This window comes from Ramlibacter sp., from assembly GCF_029866045.1.
In the GTDB taxonomy this organism is placed as follows: Bacteria; Pseudomonadota; Gammaproteobacteria; order Burkholderiales; family Burkholderiaceae_C; genus Ramlibacter.
In genome coordinates this window covers 1-16370 of sequence record NZ_JARXAB010000111.1, presented here as the reverse complement: position 1 = coordinate 16370, position 16370 = coordinate 1, and the positions used below count along the sequence as shown (strand labels likewise).

General features: G+C 66.2%; 16 protein-coding genes and 1 pseudogene. 10 read left to right on the top strand and 7 right to left on the bottom strand.

The features are described from left to right. From QE494_RS12260 to QE494_RS12235, 6 genes and pseudogenes are all read right to left on the bottom strand, one after another. Positions 1 to 206 (bottom strand): annotated as a pseudogene (locus tag QE494_RS12260) (protocatechuate 3,4-dioxygenase); the annotation flags it as partial. Beyond that, positions 206 to 595 (bottom strand): protocatechuate 4,5-dioxygenase subunit alpha, encoded by a 390-nt coding sequence (gene ligA, locus QE494_RS12255; RefSeq protein ID WP_300043678.1) that lies wholly within the window; start codon positions 593 to 595, stop codon positions 206 to 208. The pseudogene QE494_RS12260 and the gene ligA, both read right to left, overlap by 1 nt. A 1-nt stretch (position 596) precedes the next feature. After that, entirely contained in the window at positions 597 to 1550 is a 954-nt protein-coding gene (locus QE494_RS12250; protein ID WP_300043676.1) for an amidohydrolase family protein, read from the bottom strand. A gap of 9 nt (positions 1551 to 1559) precedes the next feature. Continuing rightward, positions 1560 to 2243: a 4-carboxy-4-hydroxy-2-oxoadipate aldolase/oxaloacetate decarboxylase gene (ligK, locus tag QE494_RS12245; RefSeq protein WP_300043675.1), complete on the bottom strand. Its 684-nt coding sequence runs from the start codon at positions 2241 to 2243 to the stop codon at positions 1560 to 1562. A gap of 2 nt (positions 2244 to 2245) precedes the next feature. Beyond that, positions 2246 to 3280: an amidohydrolase family protein gene (locus tag QE494_RS12240; protein WP_300043674.1), complete on the bottom strand. Its 1035-nt coding sequence runs from the start codon at positions 3278 to 3280 to the stop codon at positions 2246 to 2248. 75 nt (positions 3281 to 3355) lie between these two features. Continuing rightward, positions 3356 to 4045, bottom strand: a complete 690-nt coding sequence (locus QE494_RS12235; RefSeq protein ID WP_300043679.1) for a substrate-binding domain-containing protein — start codon at positions 4043 to 4045, stop codon at positions 3356 to 3358. Positions 4046 to 4180: 135 nt separating this feature from the next. Between QE494_RS12235 and QE494_RS12230 the strand changes: the two genes are divergently transcribed. Next, positions 4181 to 5110 carry a LysR substrate-binding domain-containing protein gene (locus tag QE494_RS12230; protein ID WP_300043673.1) on the top strand — a complete coding sequence of 310 codons (930 nt, stop codon included), beginning with the start codon at positions 4181 to 4183 and terminating at the stop codon, positions 5108 to 5110. Positions 5111 to 5200: 90 nt separating this feature from the next. Next, positions 5201 to 6154 carry an alpha/beta hydrolase gene (locus QE494_RS12225; protein ID WP_300043671.1) on the top strand — a complete coding sequence of 318 codons (954 nt, stop codon included), beginning with the start codon at positions 5201 to 5203 and terminating at the stop codon, positions 6152 to 6154. Here the strand turns inward: QE494_RS12225 and QE494_RS12220 are convergent. Further along, complete coding sequence (locus tag QE494_RS12220; protein WP_300043670.1) at positions 6139 to 7029, bottom strand: LysR substrate-binding domain-containing protein; 891 nt, start codon at positions 7027 to 7029, stop codon at positions 6139 to 6141. The genes QE494_RS12225 and QE494_RS12220 overlap by 16 nt on opposite strands. Before the next feature lie 121 nt (positions 7030 to 7150). Between QE494_RS12220 and QE494_RS12215 the strand changes: the two genes are divergently transcribed. The 8 genes from QE494_RS12215 to QE494_RS12180 all read left to right on the top strand — a co-directional run bounded on the left by QE494_RS12215 (position 7151) and on the right by QE494_RS12180 (position 16036). Beyond that, on the top strand, positions 7151 to 8137 hold the full coding sequence (locus QE494_RS12215) for a tripartite tricarboxylate transporter substrate binding protein (RefSeq protein WP_300043669.1): 987 nt from the start codon (positions 7151 to 7153) through the stop codon (positions 8135 to 8137). A gap of 82 nt (positions 8138 to 8219) precedes the next feature. Then, positions 8220 to 8981, top strand: a complete 762-nt coding sequence (locus QE494_RS12210; protein WP_300043668.1) for an SDR family NAD(P)-dependent oxidoreductase — start codon at positions 8220 to 8222, stop codon at positions 8979 to 8981. 19 nt (positions 8982 to 9000) lie between these two features. Next, the gene (locus QE494_RS12205; protein ID WP_300043667.1) at positions 9001 to 10659 is read left to right on the top strand and encodes a (2,3-dihydroxybenzoyl)adenylate synthase; all 1659 of its coding nucleotides are present in this window, start codon (positions 9001 to 9003) and stop codon (positions 10657 to 10659) included. A gap of 22 nt (positions 10660 to 10681) precedes the next feature. Beyond that, complete coding sequence (locus QE494_RS12200; RefSeq protein ID WP_300043666.1) at positions 10682 to 11524, top strand: amidohydrolase family protein; 843 nt, start codon at positions 10682 to 10684, stop codon at positions 11522 to 11524. After that, positions 11524 to 12744, top strand: a complete 1221-nt coding sequence (pcaF, locus tag QE494_RS12195; RefSeq protein ID WP_300043664.1) for a 3-oxoadipyl-CoA thiolase — start codon at positions 11524 to 11526, stop codon at positions 12742 to 12744. Before QE494_RS12200 ends, pcaF begins: the two co-directional genes overlap by 1 nt. 91 nt (positions 12745 to 12835) lie before the next feature. After that, complete coding sequence (locus QE494_RS12190) at positions 12836 to 13636, top strand: crotonase/enoyl-CoA hydratase family protein (protein ID WP_300043662.1); 801 nt, start codon at positions 12836 to 12838, stop codon at positions 13634 to 13636. 65 nt (positions 13637 to 13701) lie between these two features. Further along, positions 13702 to 14517: an enoyl-CoA hydratase-related protein gene (locus QE494_RS12185; protein WP_300043660.1), complete on the top strand. Its 816-nt coding sequence runs from the start codon at positions 13702 to 13704 to the stop codon at positions 14515 to 14517. Positions 14518 to 14947: 430 nt separating this feature from the next. Then, positions 14948 to 16036 (top strand): hypothetical protein, encoded by a 1089-nt coding sequence (locus tag QE494_RS12180; protein WP_300043658.1) that lies wholly within the window; start codon positions 14948 to 14950, stop codon positions 16034 to 16036. Positions 16037 to 16370: the final 334 nt, after the last annotated feature.

The window sequence follows — 16370 nt, the reverse complement described above, 5'->3', positions numbered from 1 at the left end:
GGAATGAAGTCCAGGCTAAAGGCCGTGGCGTGGTCGTTGTAGACCAAGAAGACCACATCGGGCTTTTGGGCCTTTTCCCACTGCTTGACGAACTCGTAGCCCTTGAAGACCGGCTGCCAATAGTCTTCGTGGGTCTTGCCCAAGTCAAGGGCGGCGCCGATGGCGGGAACGTGCGACGAGAAGACGCTGGCGGTGATACGGGCCATTATTTTTTCTCCCCGATATAGCGATTGCCTTCGACCGAGCGGCCACCGCCAATCATCATGTTGCGGTACTCCTCTTCGCTCATGCCGGTCATGGAGCCGGCCATCTGCTGGAAGCTCTTGCCATCGGTCGCGCCGATCTTGGCCAGGAAGTAGATGTTGCCGCCCAGGGCGATGCAGCGATTGAGGTCGCGTGAGAGCACGCCGAGCTTTTGGTCCTCGGTCATCGCCCACTCGTCGAGGTAGGCGCGCTCGTTGGCCTTGAAGCGGGTACGGTTCTCAGCCTTCATCAGGCTCATGCAAAACTGGTTGAGCCAGTAGCCCTTGCGGCTTTGTTCGGTATCGAAGATGGTGGTGCCTGGGACGTCCAGGTAAGGCTTGTCGAGGGCCATGTCAGTCCTTCCAGTAGAGGCGCATCGGGTTGTCCACCAAGAGCTTTTGCTGCAATTGGGCGGTCGTGGCGATGTGCGGAATGAAGTCGACCAGCAGGCCGTCGTCGGGCATGTGGTCCTTCAGGTTAGGGTGTGGCCAGTCGGTGCCCCAGAGAACGCGGTCGGAAAACTCCTCGACCACCTTGCGGGCAAAAGGCACCACGTCCCGGTAGGCGGCCTGCTCACCACCCAGCGCGCGCGGGCCGGTGGTCGACAGGCGCTCGGGGCAGCTGACCTTGCTCCAGACATTGGGGTGCTGGCGCATGAACTTGAGGAACAGCTCGAACTCGGGGCCGTCGATCGGCTTGCTCACGTCCGGGCGGCCCATGTGGTCCACCACCACGGTGGTGGGCAGTGCGGTGAAGAAGTCCCACAGCTCGGGCAGGTCGACCGCTTCGAAATAGATCACTACATGCCAGCCCAGGGGAGCAATGCGGGCGGCGATCTCCATCAGTTCGTCTTTGGGGGTGAAGTCCACCAGGCGCTTGACGAAGTTAAAGCGCACGCCACGCACGCCAGCGGCATGCATGGCCTGCAACTCGGCATCGCTCACGCTGCGCTTGACGGTGGCCACACCACGGGCCTTGCCCTGGGCGTTTTTCAAGGCGTCGACCATGGCGCTGTTGTCGGACCCGTGGCAGGTGGCCTGCACGATCACATTGCGCTCAAAGCCCAAGTGGTCACGCAGGGCAAAGAGCTGCTGCCAAGAGGCGTCGCAAGGGGTGTACTTGCGCTCGGGCGCGTAGGGGAATTTGTCGCCGGGGCCGAACACGTGGCAGTGCGCGTCCACGCTGCCGGCGGGCAGTTGGAAGCGCGGCTTCGTCGGGCCGGTGTACCAGTCGAGCCAGCCGGGGGTCTTGGTGAATCCGCCGGAGGTGACCTTGTCGTTGGCCGGCTTGTCGTTGGCTTGTGCCATGTTTTACTTTCAGTCGATGTAACGCAGGCCAGCCTTCTCGAGGGGCTCGCGCATTTTGTACATGTCCAGACCCAGCACGCCAGAGGCGAGCTTGGCGCGCTTTTCGCCTTCGTTGGCCTCGCGGGCGCGGGCGGCCTCCAGGGTCTTGGCGGCCATCTGGCGCGGCACCACCACCACGCCGTCGTCGTCGGCCACGATCACATCGCCCGGATTGACCGACATGCCAGCGCAGACCACCGGAATATTGACCGAACCTAGCGTGGCCTTGATGGTGCCCTTGCTGGAGATGGCGCGGGACCAGACCGGGAAGTTCATCTCGGTGAGCGTCTTCACGTCGCGCACACCGGCGTCGATCACCAGGGCACGGGCGCCGCGGGCCTGGAAAGAGGTGGCCAGCAGGTCACCGAAGTAACCGTCGGTGCACTCGGCACTGATAGCGGCCACCACGATGTCGCCGGGCTGAATTTGCTCGGCCACCACATGCATCATCCAGTTGTCGCCGGGGTGCAGCAGCACGGTCACTGCAGTGCCAGACACCTGAGCGCCAGCGTAGATCGGGCGCATATAGGGCTTCATCAGGCCGACGCGGCCCATGGCCTCATGGACGGTGGCCGAACCCAGGCTGGCCAGGGCATCAGCGGTGGCACGGTCCGCGCGTTCGTTGTTGGGGTACACGACTCCGAGTTCAAACATGGTCACTGTCCTTTGGCTTTGAGGCGCGCGTCCAGGCGCGAGAAGACACGGCGGGTGTTGGCTTCGTAGATCTGGTGACGGTCTGCATCGGAGAGGATGGGGCTGGCCTCGATGTAGCGCTTGGTGTCGTCGTAGTAGTGGCCGGTCTCCGGGTCGATGCCGCGCACCGCGCCAATCATCTCGGAGGCGAACAGCACGTTCTTCACCGGTATCACGGTATTGAGCAGGTTGATGCCTGGCTGGTGGTAGACGCAGGTGTCAAAGAACACGTTGTTCATCACATGCTCGGACAGCAGGGGCTTCTTCAGCTCCTGGGCCAGGCCGCGGAAACGACCCCAGTGGTAAGGCACCGCACCGCCGCCGTGCGGGACGAGGAACTTCAGCGTCGGGAAGTCCTTGAACAGATCCCCCTGCACCAGCTGCATGAAAGCGGTGGTGTCGGCGTTGAGGTAGTGCGCGCCGGTGGTGTGGAAGCAGGCGTTGCAGCTGGTCGAGACGTGGATCATGGCCGGCAGGTCGTACTCGACCATCTTTTCGTAGATGGGGTACCAGTGACGGTCGGTCAGGGGCGGGCTGGTCCAGTGGCCGCCCGACGGATCGGGGTTAAGGTTGATGCCCACCGCGCCGTACTCCTTGACGCACTTTTCCAGCTCGGGGATGCAGGTGGCCGGATCGACGCCGGGCGACTGCGGCAGCATGGCCACCGGCACGAAGTGGTCGGGAAAGAGCTGGCTCACGCGGAACACCAGCTCGTTGCAAATACTGGCCCAGGTGGACGACACATGGAAGTCGCCGATGTGGTGGGCCATGAAGCTGGCGCGGGGCGAGAACAGGGTCAGGTCGCTGCCGCGATCCTTCATCAGCTTGAGCTGGTTGGTCTCGATGGCCTCGCGCAGGTCGTCGTCGCTGATTTTCAGGTCAGCGACTTTGGGCATAACCGACGGGTCCTTGATGCCGGCAATTTGCTGGTTGCGCCAGTCCTCCAGCGCCTTGGGGGCGGTGGTGAAGTGGCCATGGCAGTCGATGATGAGGGACATGGTTTCTCCTGCTGTTTTCGTTGAATGCGTGAATGAATCGGAAATGGGGTCGGAAACTGCTTCAGGCACGCCTCTTCAGGCCGGCTGCATGCCCTGTCGGCGCTTGGCCTCGGCCGTGTGCGGCGCGGCCATGTAGGCCAGCAGCGCATGCGCCTCGCTTGCGCGCTCACTGCCCTGGCGCACCGCGCCGGAAAAAATAGTGTCGATCGCAATGGCTTGCGGCAGCGTACCGACGATGGTGATGCCGCTCACATGGATCAACTCGCTCAGTTGCTGGAAGCCCAGCGCCACCTGGCCCTGGGCCACCAGCGAGCCCACTGGGGTGCCCGGCGGCGGCGTAACGATCTTGCCCTTGACCTGCTCGGCGATGCCCCAGCGCTCAAACATCTGGGCCAAGGCCACGCCGCTGGGGCCGGTGGAATAGCTCACGCTGGGCGCGGCCAGCACGGCGGCGCGCACCGCTTCTTCGCTGGAGATATCGGGCAGAGGGGCGCCAGCCGGCACCGCCACCGACGTGCCCGAGAGCACCAGGTCGACCCGGCTGCCTGGGACGATGCAGCCGGCGGCTTCGAGCTTGGCGATTGCGTCCGAGGCCAGGAAGACAAGGTCGAACGCCTCGCCGGCCTGTACCCGCTTGGCCGCGTCCACTCCGCCCACCGACTCAATGGCGGCCTGGCCGCCGGTGTCGGCCTGCCAGGCGGCCACCAATTCCGCCAGCAACTGGCGGGTGGCCATGGAGGAAATGCCACGCAAGGGCGCGGCCATGTGGGGGGCGGAGGTCGAATTCATATTGAGAGGCGATTGTCCCCTGCCCCCGGGGGCAGACCTAGGGGAAGCCCCCACTAGCAGCTATGCCATACCGGCATAATGAGGCCAAGGTTATTCACGGAAGCACAGGGCATGGACCTCAAGCAAATCGAGTACTTCGTGCGCGTGGCCGAACTGGGCAGCTTCACCCGTGCCGCCTCGGCCCTCAACATCGCCCAACCCGCCCTGAGCCGGCAGGTGCGCCTGCTGGAAGTGGAGTTGCGGCAGAACCTGCTGGTGCGCAATGGGCGGGGCGCGGTGCCCACCGAAGCGGGCAAACTGCTGCTCGAACACGGCCGCGGCATCCTGCACCAGGTCGAGCGCGCGAGGGAGGAGTTGGGCCGGGTCCGCGGCGCCCTGGCCGGCCGGGTGGTCGTGGGCCTGCCCCCCAGCATCGCCCGCGCCCTGGCCGTGGCCCTGATCCACGCCTTCCGCGAGGCCATGCCTCAGGCCGCCCTGTCCATCACCGAGGCACTGTCCACCCCCATGCTGGAGTCCCTGGCCAGTGGGCGGCTGGACATCGCCATCCTCTATAACGCCACGCCCTCGCCCGAGATCGAGCTCACGCACTTGTTCGACGAGGACCTGTTCCTGGTGCAAGCGCGGTCGGCAGGCCAGGCGACAAAAGCCAAGAGCTCGCCCGGGCCCACCTCCGGGCGAGCCATGCCACTGCGCGAGCTGGCGCAGCTGCCGCTGGTGATCCCCAGCCGGCCGCATGCGATCCGCATGCAGGTCGAGGGCGAATTGGCGACGCTGGGCCTCAAGCCCACCATCGCGCTGGAGGTGGACGGGGTGGCCTCCATCCTCGAACTGGTGGCCGACGGCGCCGGCAGCGCGGTACTGGCCGGCCAGGCGGTACGCAGCTCCGGAAGGCCCAGCGCCTTCATCACCCGCGCCATTGGCTCGCCGCGCCTGCGAAGCAGCGTGAGCATGGCAGTGAGCTCGCAGCGGCCCACCACACTCACGCAAAAATCCACCCAAGACCTGCTGCGCGAGTTGGCTGGGCGGATCGCAACGGCCTGAGCACATGCGGGCGGCGCAACGGCAAGCGGGTCGCCCGGACCCCCAGGGCGAAGCGGGAACCCGCGAGATCCCTTCTGGCACGATAGCGGGATGACTGCGCCACTGCCTGCAACAGCTCCACACCTACCCGGCCCCGGCTCCGGCCCCGGTCCGCAAGCCCTCGCCCAGTTGCGCGCCTGGGGAAGTAGCGCCACACCACCGGAGGTCAAGGCCTTCTACGCCCCTCGCCTGGCGACGCAAGACCGAAGCGGCGTCACCCTGGTGGCCGACCAGGCCTACGGCCCGCATGCGCGTCATCGCCTCGACGTTTACCACCCAGAAGGCGACGGAACCGACCGGCCCGTCCTGCTGTTCGCCCATGGCGGCGGCTTCATCCGCGGCGACAAGTCCGACCGGGCCAACCTGGGCTGGTGGGGCGCCCAGCAGGGCTTCGTGACGGCTCTTCTCAATTACCGCCTGGCCCCCGAAGCGATGTGGCCGGCCGGTGGCGAGGACGTTGCGGCGGCATGGCAATGGCTCAGGGGGCACGCGGCGCGCTCTGGCGGCGACCCGCGCGCCATCGTGCTGGCGGGCGAGTCGGCTGGCGCCGCTCACGTGGCAGCGGCAGCCTTTATTCGGGCATTGCAACCCGCAGACTGGCAGATCGCTGGCGCCTTCCTCATGTCGGGGCCCTACGACGCGCGCATGGAGCGCCTCTCGCGCGACGCCCTGGGTATTGCCACGCCCGACCCACGCAACGACGCCTACTTCGGCGCCGAGCGCGCCGATTGGTCCGAGGCGAGCATCCTCACGCGGATCGACGCCGCGCCCTTTCCTGTGTGGGTGGGTATGACCGAGCGAGACTTGCCGAACATGCAGGTGCAAGCAGGGGCTCTGTTCCACCGCCTCGTCACCCACCATGGCTATCAGCCCCAGTGGCAGGTGCTGGCGGAGCACAACCACTTTTCGCCGAGCGCCTCGCTGGGCACGGAGGATGAGACGCTGGCCGCGCCGCTGGCTGCTTTCGTGCGGACCTGCGCACGCAGGGCTCAGGCGTCCGCGTAGCGCCGCATCAAATCACTGAGGTGCTCGGCGGCCGGCGTGAGCGGCAGATTGGCGCGACGCACGAAGACGATGTCCGGCGCGGTCAGGCGCTCGCGCACCGGCACAACCTGCAGCGACTGCTGCGCCATTGACATCTCCGTCCACTGACGCGGCAGCATCGCCAGTAAGTCGGTATTGGCCAGGGCCACCAGCACCGACATGGCTGAATGCGCCTGCAACTTGATCGCTGGCGCTGGCAGCTTGAATCGGCCGAAGACAGCGGTGAGGTCTTCGGCGGCATTCACGTCCAACGAGGGGGTGGCCCAATCGGCGCCGACCAGGTCCTTGAGCGACTTGGCGCCCGCCAGCGGGTGGCCCTTGCGGCCGACCACGATGCGGGTGTTGTGGAACAAGACCTCCGACACCAGGCCCGGCGCGGGATCGGCCTGCGACATCGCGCCGATATAAAAGTCGATGGTGCCGTTACGAAGGCCTGGCTCGATCGCCGGGTACAGACCCTCGATCAGCTTCAGCACCACCCCAGGAAAGCGCCGGCGAAAGGGCTTGAGCGCACCAGGCAGCATGCCCAGGTGGGGCATGATGGACAGGCCCGCCACCACCGTGCCCTGGGTGCCACCCTGGGCCTGCTCCATTTCCTCGCGCGCCCGGTGCAGCTCATTCACCGCCGAACTGGCACGTTGGTAGAACAGACGACCCATCGGGGTGAGCACCATGCCCCGCACGTCTCGCTCAAACAGGGGGCTGCCCAGCTCGCGCTCGAGGTCGCGGATGCTGCGGGTTAACCCCGACTGCGCCACCTCCAGATGGCGCGCCGCGCCGCGCAGGCTTCCCCGCTCCGCGATGGCCACCAGGTCGCGCAGTTGGTTCAACTTCATGGGTGTTCACAAATTGTGATCAATCTGCATATTTTGGCATCTTTTTGAGAACCCACGGCCCGCCTAGACTGCGCCCTATTCCGCTCGCCAGAAGCGGTAAGCGAACACACTGGAGACATCGATGAACCGCACCTTCCACGCATGGACCCGCCGCGCCCTGGGCACGGCTGCCCTCGCGGCGCTTTCGCTCACCGCAGTCGGCGCCCATGCCCAAAGCTGGCCCGCCCGCCCCGTCAAGTTGATCGTGCCCGCCGGTGCTGGCGCCGCTCCCGATGTGATCGCCCGCCTGCTGGCCGAACGCCTGAGCCAGACCTGGGGTCAGGGCGTGGTGGTGGACAACCGCCCTGGCGCCGGCGGCATCCCGGGCATGTCGGCGCTGGCCCGCTCGGCCAACGACGGCTACACCATCGGCTTCGTGCCGGCGGCCATGGGCACCATCACACCTCTCGTTTACAAGAACCCGCAGTTCAACCCCGACACCGAGCTCACCTCGGCTGCCACCATCGGCATCAGCCCGCTGGTCATGGTGGCCAACGCCGCCTCGGGCATCAACACCCTGCAAGACCTGGCGCGCTTTGCCAAGGCCAACCCGGGCAAGGCCAACTTCGCTGCGCCCCAGCCCAACTCCCTGCCCCACTTGGCCGGCGAGATGTTGAACAAGGCCGGCAGCATGGGCATGACCACCGTGCCTTACCCCGCACCGCCCGCCGCCCTCGTCGGCCTCATGTCTGGTGACGTGGTCATGACCACCGACGGCATCCCCGGCCTGATCGGTCAAATCAAGGCCGGCAAGCTCAAGGCCCTGGCGGTGACGTCCACCCTGCGCTTGCCGGGACTGGACATTCCCACCGTGGCCGAAACCTATCCGGGCTACGAGGCCATCGGCTGGTTCCAAATCATCCTGCCCGCAGGCACGCCTACGGCGGTGATCGACAAGGTCAATGCGGACGTGAACCGCATCATCATGTCCCCCGACATGAGCGCCCGACTCAATGACATGGGTGTCTATCCCCGAGCCGACACCCCCGCCGCCGCCCGCGAGTTCTTTGCCTCGCAGCAGCGCGCCATGAAGAAGCTGGTCGCCGACCTCGGCATCCAGCCCCAGTAAAACCCGCTCCCGCACGCCTTCTCCCTGCAGCTTCCCGGCGCAGGGCGGGCGAAGCGTATTCCAACCTCAGGAAAAGCACCCTATGACAGATCGCAAAAAAGCCCTGGTCACCGGCGGCGCTACCGGCATCGGCCGCTCCGCCGTCCTGGCCCTGGCCCGCGCCGGCTTTGACATCGCCATCAACTACGGCTCCAGCGCCAAGGCGGCTGAGGCAGTGGCCCAGGAGGCCCAGGCTCTGGGCGCCGCAACGATGACGCTGCAATGCGACGTGAGCGACGACGCGGCGGTCCGCCAGATGCTGGCCACCATTGACGCCGCCTGGGGCCACCTCGACACCCTGGTGAACAACGCCGGGACCACCGCCAACTGGAAGGTGAAGGACCTGGAGAGCCTGCAGATGGACGAGTGGGACCGCACCTTTGCGGTCAATGTGCGCGGCACCTTCCAGGTCTCACGCGCGGCGGTGCCGCTGCTGAAAAAGGGCACCGAGCCTTGCATCGTCAACACCGCCAGCATTGTGGGCATGCGCCCTGGCCCTCAGCCCCTGCCGTATTCCGCCAGCAAGGCCGCGGTGATCAGCCTGACCAAAATGCTGGCCTGGAACCTGGGCCCCGATATCCGCGTGAACGCAGTCGCCCCGGGCTGGATGGAAGGCGACTGGATGGAGCGCATGCTGGGCGACAAGTACGACCAGCTCATGGGCGCACGCGCCAAGGCCACGCCCCTCAAGCGCTGCGTGACGGCCGACGACGTGGCCGAAGTCATGATGAACCTGATCCAGGGCATGCGCTTTGTCACCGGCGAGGTGGTCGTCATTGACGGCGGCTTCACCAGCTCCACCTGAGCCCCTTAGGAGAACCCCGATGCTCGAAGGCTTCGTTCCCTTCCCCCCTGAATTTGCCGCGCGCTACCGGGCCATGGGCTACTGGCAGGACCGCACCCTGGCGCAGGAGTTCGAAGGCGTCTTCCAGCGCTTTGCCGACCGGGTAGCCCTGGTCGACGGCGACAAGACCTTCACCTACGCCGAGCTAGACCGGGTCACCACCAACCTGGCCCTCAACCTCTTGGAGCTGGGTCTCAAGCCGCTGGATCGGGTGGTGCCGACGCTTCCGAACGTGCACGAGTTCGTGATCCTGTACTTCGCGCTGCAAAAAATCGGCGCTATCCCGATCGCGGCGCTGGTCACGCACCGCTTTGCCGAGATCAACCAGTTTGTACAGCTCTCGGGCGCCACCACCTGCGTCTACCCCGAGACTTCGGGCGACTTCGCCTTTGCACCCATCATCACCCGCGTGCAGCAAGAAAACCCCAGCCTCCGGTTCCGGATGGTGCTGGGCAACGCGGGTCCCGGCGAGGTGTCGCTGCGCGCCCTGATCGACAAGCCGGCCACCTTGCCTGCCTCGCGTCTGCAGGAACTGAAGTTTGCGCCGACCGACCCCTGCATCTTCCAACTCTCGGGCGGCACCACCGGCATTCCCAAGCTGATTCCGCGCACCCACAACGACTACGCCTACAACTCCAAGGTTGCCTCCGAGGTGACCGAGCTCACGCAAGACTCCACGCTGCTGTTGGTGCTGCCGATCGCGCACAACCTGCCGCTGGCCTGCCCGGGCATTCAGGGCTTCATGTTCAAGGGCGGCAAGGTGGTGGTGCATGCCAACACCCGGCCGACCGAGATGTTCGCCCTGATCCAAAAGCACAAGATCACCCACCTCAAGGTGGTGCCGGCGCTCCTGATTCGCCTGATCAACGACCCCTCCGCCCTGGACTACGACCTGTCGAGCCTGAAGTTGATCCAAAGCGGTGGGCAGCGCATGCAGCCAGAGGTGCGCAGCAAGACCCGCGCACTGATTCCCGGCGTCTTCGTGCAAGAGAACTTCGGCATGTCCGAAGGCACGCTGATGTTCGTGCGCGCCAGTGACCCTGAAGAAGTCAAGCTCGAGACCTGCGGCCGACCGGTGTCTGCAGACGACGAGGTGCTGCTGCTCGACGATGAAGGCCGCGAAGTGCCCGAAGGCGAAGTGGGCGAGTTCACCGTGCGCGGCCCCTACACCCTGCGTGGCTACTACGGTGTACCCGAGTACAACGCCCGCCAGTTCACGCCCGATGGCTTCTACCGCTCGGGTGACCTGATGCGCAAGCACCCCTCGGGCAACTACATCGTCGAGGGCCGCAAAAAGGATTTGATCAACCGCGGCGGCGAGAAAATCAGCGCCGAGGAAGTGGAGAACCTGATCCTCATGCACCCCGCGGTGCAGAACGTGGCCTGCGTGCCCATGCCCGACGCTGCCATGGGCGAGAAGATGTGCGCCTACGTCATCTTGCGGGCCGGCGCCGACCTGAACCTGGGCGAATTGGTGGCTTTCCTCCTCACCAGGGAAATCGCTAAGTTCAAGCTGCCCGAGCGGCTGGAGACGTTGGCCGAGTTCCCGGTCTCTACGTTTGGCAAGGTTTCGAAAAAGGCCCTGGGCGAGCAAATCACCGCCAAGCTCGCGGCCGAACGCGCTGGCCTGCCGACCTGACCCCTTCACGAAAGACATCCCCGTGCGAATCATTGACCTGCATTGCTACCCCGGCACCTCCACCTGGATCGAGTCACAAGGCCCCTATCCCGGGGAGCTGGCCCGCTACTGGAAGCGTGAATGGGTGGGCAAGAACGAAGCGGACGTGATCCAGGAGTTCACCGACGCCGGCGTCGAAGCCTGCCTGGTGGCCCTGGACCTGGAGACCACCATCGACGCGGCCGCCTGCACCAACGAGTACGTGCACGAGATGTGGAAGCGACATCCGGATCGCATCCTCCAATGCTGGGGCGCGGTGGAGCCCGCCAAGGGCGAGATTGCGATGAAGCAGGTGCGAAAGGCGGTGACCGAGCTGGGCTTCATCGGCTTTCACTTCCATCCCATCATGCAGCACTTCGGTGTGAGTGACCGCCGCTACTACCCGCTGTTCGAGGAGATCGCCAGCCTGGGCGCAGCGGTGATGATCGATGTGGGCACCACCGGCATGGGCGCCGGCATGCCTGGCGGCAACGGCGCGGTGATTCGCCATGCCCACCCCAAGCACATCGACCAGCTCGCGGCCGACTTTCCCAATTTGAAAATCATCATGGCCCACCCGGGCTGGCCCTGGGTCGACGAGACCACCGCGGTGGCCCTGCACAAAGGCAATGTGTACTGGGAGATGTCGGGGTGGGCGCCCAAGCACTTCCCGGGCAACCTCAAGGTCGATATCCGCGGTCGCCTGCAAGATAAAATCATGTTCGGCAGTGACTACCCCAGCCTCCCCTACGAGCGCATCCTGCGCGAGTGGTCCGAGCTGGGCTACAAGGACGAGATCATGGAAAAAATCATGCACGGAAACGCCGAGCGGGTGCTGGGCCTGTGATGGACAACAAGCTCCGAACCGTTTTCCTGTGTGACGGCGTGCGTACGCCGATCGGCCGCTACGGCGGCGCCCTCTCCTCCATCCGCACCGACGACCTGGGTGCATTGCCGATCCAGGCGCTGATGGCGCGTCACCCCACCTTGGACTGGGGTGCACTCGAGGAGGTGTACTACGGCTGCGTGAATCAGGCCGGCGAAGACAACCGCAACGTGGCCCGCATGAGCGCCCTACTCGCCGGCCTGCCAGTGACTGTCGGCGCCGCCACCTTGAACCGCCTGTGCGCCTCCGGTCTCGAGGCTGTGGCCAGCGCATCCCGTGCCATCGCCTGCGGCCAGGTCGACCTGGCCCTGGCCGGCGGTGTGGAGAGCATGAGCCGCGCGCCCTTCGTCATGCCCAAGGCCACCAGCGCCTTCTCTCGCAACAACGAGGTGCATGACACCACCATCGGCTGGCGCTTCGTCAACCCGCGCATGCACGAGATGCACGGCACCGACGCCATGGGCGAGACCGCCGAGAACGTGGCCGAGGAGCACGGCATCTCGCGCGCCGACCAAGATGCGTTTGCCTTGACCAGCCAACAACGCACCGCCCAGGCTCAGGCCGCGGGCTGGTTCGACGGCGAGATCATTCCTGTGCAGGTGGCGGGCCGCAAGCGCGGCGAGACGGTCACCGTCTCACGCGACGAACATCCCCGCGCTGACACCACGCTCGAGAGCCTCACCGCGCTCAAGCCCGCCTTCCGCAAGGGCGGCACCGTCACCGCCGGCAATTCCTCCGGCGTGAACGACGGCGCCGCCGCCTTGCTGCTGGCGAGCGAGGCCGCCGTAGCCCGGCACGGGCTCACGCCCATCGCACGTATCACCGGCTATACCAGCGCGGGCGTGGCGCCTCGGGTCATGGGCATCGGCCCGGTGCCGGCGACGCAGCGCCTGATGGCGCAGTTGGGCCTGTCCATCGGCGACTTTGACGTCGTCGAACTGAACGAGGCCTTCGCCTCCCAAGGCTTGGCGGTGCTGCGCGCCCTGGGCCTGCCAGACGACGGCGCGCATGTGAACCCGCATGGCGGCGCCATCGCGCTGGGCCACCCCTTGGGCATGTCGGGTGCGCGTCTGGCGCTCACTGCGGCCCGCCAACTCCAAGCCACGGGCGGTCGGCATGCGCTGGCCACCATGTGCATCGGCGTGGGCCAAGGGGCGGCACTGGCCTTGGCCAAGGCCTGAGGCCGCGGGCAACCCCGGGTACCGTTTCTGACCTCCCCCCATGCGGCCGCCCCACGGGGCGGTCGATTCACTTCTTGAAGGACACTGCGCCATGACTTCCGACTTCCTGCGCGTCGAGCGCCACGGCCCGGTGGCCCTGCTCACCCTCGATCGCCCCGACACCCGCAACGCCCTGAGCGGAGAAGAGTGCTTTGGCGGCTTCGAGCGCGTGTTCGCTGCGCTCAATGCCGACACCTCGGTGCGCGCCGCGGTGCTGACGGGCGCCGGCAGCGCCTTCTGCTCCGGCGGCAACGTCGCCGAGATGCGAGACCGCACCGGCATGTTCGGCGGCTCGCCCGAGCAGATCGCCCAGAACTACCGCCAGGGCATTCAGCGCATTCCGCGCGCCTTCCAGACCCTGCAGGTGCCCATCATCGCGGCGGTGAACGGCGCGGCCATGGGGGCGGGCAACGACCTGGCCTGCATGTGCGACATCCGCATTGCCTCCACCACCGCCAAGTTTGCCGAGAGCTTTGTCAAAGTGGGCATCGTCCCCGGTGATGGCGGCTGCTGGTTCCTGCCCCGGATCGTGGGCTTTTCACGTGCTGCCGAAATGGCGCTCACCGGCGAGACGCTGGGTGCCGACGAGGCCCTGCGCATCGGCCTTGTCTCGCGCGTGGTCGAGCCTGAAGCGCTGATGGAGGCGGCGATGGCGCTGGCCCATCGCATCGCCGCCAACCCGCCGCAGGTGCTGCGCTGGACCAAGCAGCTGCTCTTGCAGGCGCGCACCGGCACGCTCGATGAGGCGCTCGACACCGCCGGCCGCTTTCAGGGCCTGGCGCACCACACCGCCGACCATGTCGAGGCGGTGGCCTCCTTCTTCGAGAAACGGCCGCCGGTGTTCAAGGGCTGAAAGCGGTTACCGCTTCGCACCCTGATCCGGGTGTCCACCCGACGCACGACGCACACGAGAACACGATGACCCCCCCGACCACGAGCCCCCTCCCCTCCACCACAGCGGACGCACCGGTCTTGCTGGAGGAGCACCCCCACCCTGGCGTGGTGCTGCTGCGCCTGCACCGGCCCGCCGCTCTCAACGCCCTCAACCTGCAATTGCGCCATGCCCTGGCCGAGGCCTTCACCCGGCTTGACGCCGACCCGGCCGTGCGCGTCATCGTCTTGGCGGGCAGCGAAAAAGCTTTTTGTGCTGGCGCTGATCTCACCGAGTACCGCGACGCCGACCCGCTCGAGATCATGGCGCGCCGCATGGGCCTGCTCTGGGACGCGATCGGCCATTGCAGCAAGCCAGTGATCGCCGCCGTGCGCGGCTGGGCGCTGGGCGGCGGCTGCGAGCTGGCCATGCACGCCGACATCCTGGTGGCCGAGCGCGGCACCAAGTTCGGCCAGCCCGAGGTCAAAGTGGGCATCATGCCCGGCGGCGGCGCGACGCAACGCCTCACCCGCGCGGTGGGCAAGTTTCGGGCGATGAACATCCTCTTGCGGGGCGAGCCCTTCTCGGGCGAAGAGGCCCTGGCCTGGGGCCTGGCCAGTGAGTTGGCCGAGGACGGCCAGGCCGAAACGCGCGCGCTCACCATGGCGCGCGAGTTGTGCGAGCTGCCGCCCCTGGCCCTGCGCCAGGTGAAGGCCAGCGTCTTGCAGGGCATGAACGTCGGCCTCGATGCAGGCCTGGCGTTTGAGCGCACGGCCTTTGCCACGCTGTTCGCCAGCGAGGACAAGCGCGAGGGCATGGCCGCCCGCCTGGAAAAGCGCGCGGCCAGGTTCCAGGGGCGCTGAAGCCAGCGCGCCCTCTGCCGAGCGTCAGGCGGCGAGTAAGCGCAATCGGCAACTCTTCCTAGGATCGGTCGGTGTCGACCCAGGAGGACCTATGCAACTGCTCGCCCGATGGCTGCCCCGCCCCTACCCTCCGCCCGCACAGAACGCTCAGAACGCAGCGGCGCCCATCGATCCCGCGCAATGGGAAGAGGACCAACCCGGCTTGCCAAAGGCGCCTGCCGCGCCAGTGGTACATCCAGCCATGGGCCCGCAGGCGGCTGGCCTTCGCCAGCGCAGCGCATCACTGCCACCGCCCAGGGGACGAAACGCGGCCCAGCCAATTGCCGCCATGGCGATGGCTGCGGGACGGCCAGCGGGAAGACCCGCCGCGGGGCCACACACCTCCTTGTGCAGCAGAGCGGCACGGCGTCTGATGCTCGCAGGCGCTGGCTTGCTCGGCTTGCTGAGCTTGAAGCTACTGGCATCCACGGCCTATCCAGATCACCTGCCTGCGGCGCAAAGAACCTGGCCTGAGCCTGAGCCTGAAGATACAACGCACTATCGCGAGACCCTCGCCGACGAGTGGCGGATCGATGAAGAGGCCCTCCCCGTCCTGGGCATGCAACTGCCTTGCAGCCTCGAGGACACACCAGCCGCGCCCACGGGGGATCCGAGCCACGTTCCCGCGCTCACTGAGGTGATGGAATCACTTTTCGCCGAACACAGACCGGTGAAGGCCCTGAAAGCACTGGCGACTTCGCTGGCGGGCGATCAGCTGACCGGGCTCCCTTTGACCACCGTGGAACAGATGGTCAGCAGCTTCCGCGCCTCCCGGCACTGGCGGGAGCCAGACGCAACCCGCGATTTCATACAGGCCATGACCGAACCCTTCGACCGCCTCTGCATGGGTGACGCCCACCTTGAGCAACTGCTCAAGGTCTGGGACTGGGCCTACGGGGACGTCAGCGGCCAGCTCATCGACGAAGGCTCTGATCTGGGATGGACACTCACGGATTCGATTGCCCGTCCGCTGGCGCGCCACCTGGGCGGGGTAGACATGGCGGATTCGCACAAAGCGATCCTGATCCGGGCCGTGTGCCAAGAACCGAAAGGGATCCCCAAGCCAAACGGTGACGACCGGATTTTGATGGCCCACGCCTCCCGGGCGGGCGAGGCGCTGGCAGAGGTGCTCATCCAGCTCAACACCGTCCGGCACCCCTGGCCAGATCACGTGAAGTGGGTGGAAGCCAATGTGCAGGCCTACCTGCACTATCCGTTGACGCAGCCCTACACAAATGCGCGCTGGAAGCCTGCGATTTTGAGCGCATTGCAAGACCAGGGAACGAACCCGAGAGTCGCAGCGTTGATTCCGGCGCATCGCTGGAGGGCCACCCTACTTAATGCAGTCAACAGGTACCTGATGCTGTCCCGGGACGGCAAGCAACTGCAACTCTATCGATCGTTTGGTGAGGCCTTGGCCGCGCTGCATGAGCAGAGCCTGGTCATCATCCGCGACCCCAGCAAGGATCCCTGGAATTGAGCCCAAAAATCACTCGACCCGACAACGTCCAAAGACGAATAGATGCCATCGAGGGACCCATCAAAGCAAAGATCGGGCAGACCCAAGCGGATTTCTGAGCGCGAGAGGGTCGGGCAAAGCAGCCGTCAGGAGCCGATCAACGGGCTTCGCCCGTGCTGCTTAGCATCGGCCCCGCTCTTCCAAGGATGACCTATGCAACATCTCTACAGACTTTCGGCCCGTCTCTGGGCCCAGGCGCCAGCCGCCCACCCGCAGTGGCCGGACCCAGACCAACCCGGGGCCATGGGCGAACCGGCACAGGGGCCAGCACCAGCACCAGCACCAGCACCAGCAC

What these genes read in the sequence shown, in the direction of transcription:
- ligA (WP_300043678.1), bottom strand. Translation starts at nt 595, where the DNA reads ATGGCCCTCGACAAGCCTTACCTGGACGTCCCAGGCACCACCATCTTC.
- QE494_RS12250 (WP_300043676.1), bottom strand. Translation starts at nt 1,550, where the DNA reads ATGGCACAAGCCAACGACAAGCCGGCCAACGACAAGGTCACCTCCGGC.
- ligK (WP_300043675.1), bottom strand. Translation starts at nt 2,243, where the DNA reads ATGTTTGAACTCGGAGTCGTGTACCCCAACAACGAACGCGCGGACCGT.
- QE494_RS12240 (WP_300043674.1), bottom strand. Translation starts at nt 3,280, where the DNA reads ATGTCCCTCATCATCGACTGCCATGGCCACTTCACCACCGCCCCCAAG.
- QE494_RS12235 (WP_300043679.1), bottom strand. Translation starts at nt 4,045, where the DNA reads ATGGCCGCGCCCTTGCGTGGCATTTCCTCCATGGCCACCCGCCAGTTG.
- QE494_RS12230 (WP_300043673.1), top strand. Translation starts at nt 4,181, where the DNA reads ATGGACCTCAAGCAAATCGAGTACTTCGTGCGCGTGGCCGAACTGGGC.
- QE494_RS12225 (WP_300043671.1), top strand. Translation starts at nt 5,201, where the DNA reads ATGACTGCGCCACTGCCTGCAACAGCTCCACACCTACCCGGCCCCGGC.
- QE494_RS12220 (WP_300043670.1), bottom strand. Translation starts at nt 7,029, where the DNA reads ATGAAGTTGAACCAACTGCGCGACCTGGTGGCCATCGCGGAGCGGGGA.
- QE494_RS12215 (WP_300043669.1), top strand. Translation starts at nt 7,151, where the DNA reads ATGAACCGCACCTTCCACGCATGGACCCGCCGCGCCCTGGGCACGGCT.
- QE494_RS12210 (WP_300043668.1), top strand. Translation starts at nt 8,220, where the DNA reads ATGACAGATCGCAAAAAAGCCCTGGTCACCGGCGGCGCTACCGGCATC.
- QE494_RS12205 (WP_300043667.1), top strand. Translation starts at nt 9,001, where the DNA reads ATGCTCGAAGGCTTCGTTCCCTTCCCCCCTGAATTTGCCGCGCGCTAC.
- pcaF (WP_300043664.1), top strand. Translation starts at nt 11,524, where the DNA reads ATGGACAACAAGCTCCGAACCGTTTTCCTGTGTGACGGCGTGCGTACG.
- QE494_RS12190 (WP_300043662.1), top strand. Translation starts at nt 12,836, where the DNA reads ATGACTTCCGACTTCCTGCGCGTCGAGCGCCACGGCCCGGTGGCCCTG.
- QE494_RS12185 (WP_300043660.1), top strand. Translation starts at nt 13,702, where the DNA reads ATGACCCCCCCGACCACGAGCCCCCTCCCCTCCACCACAGCGGACGCA.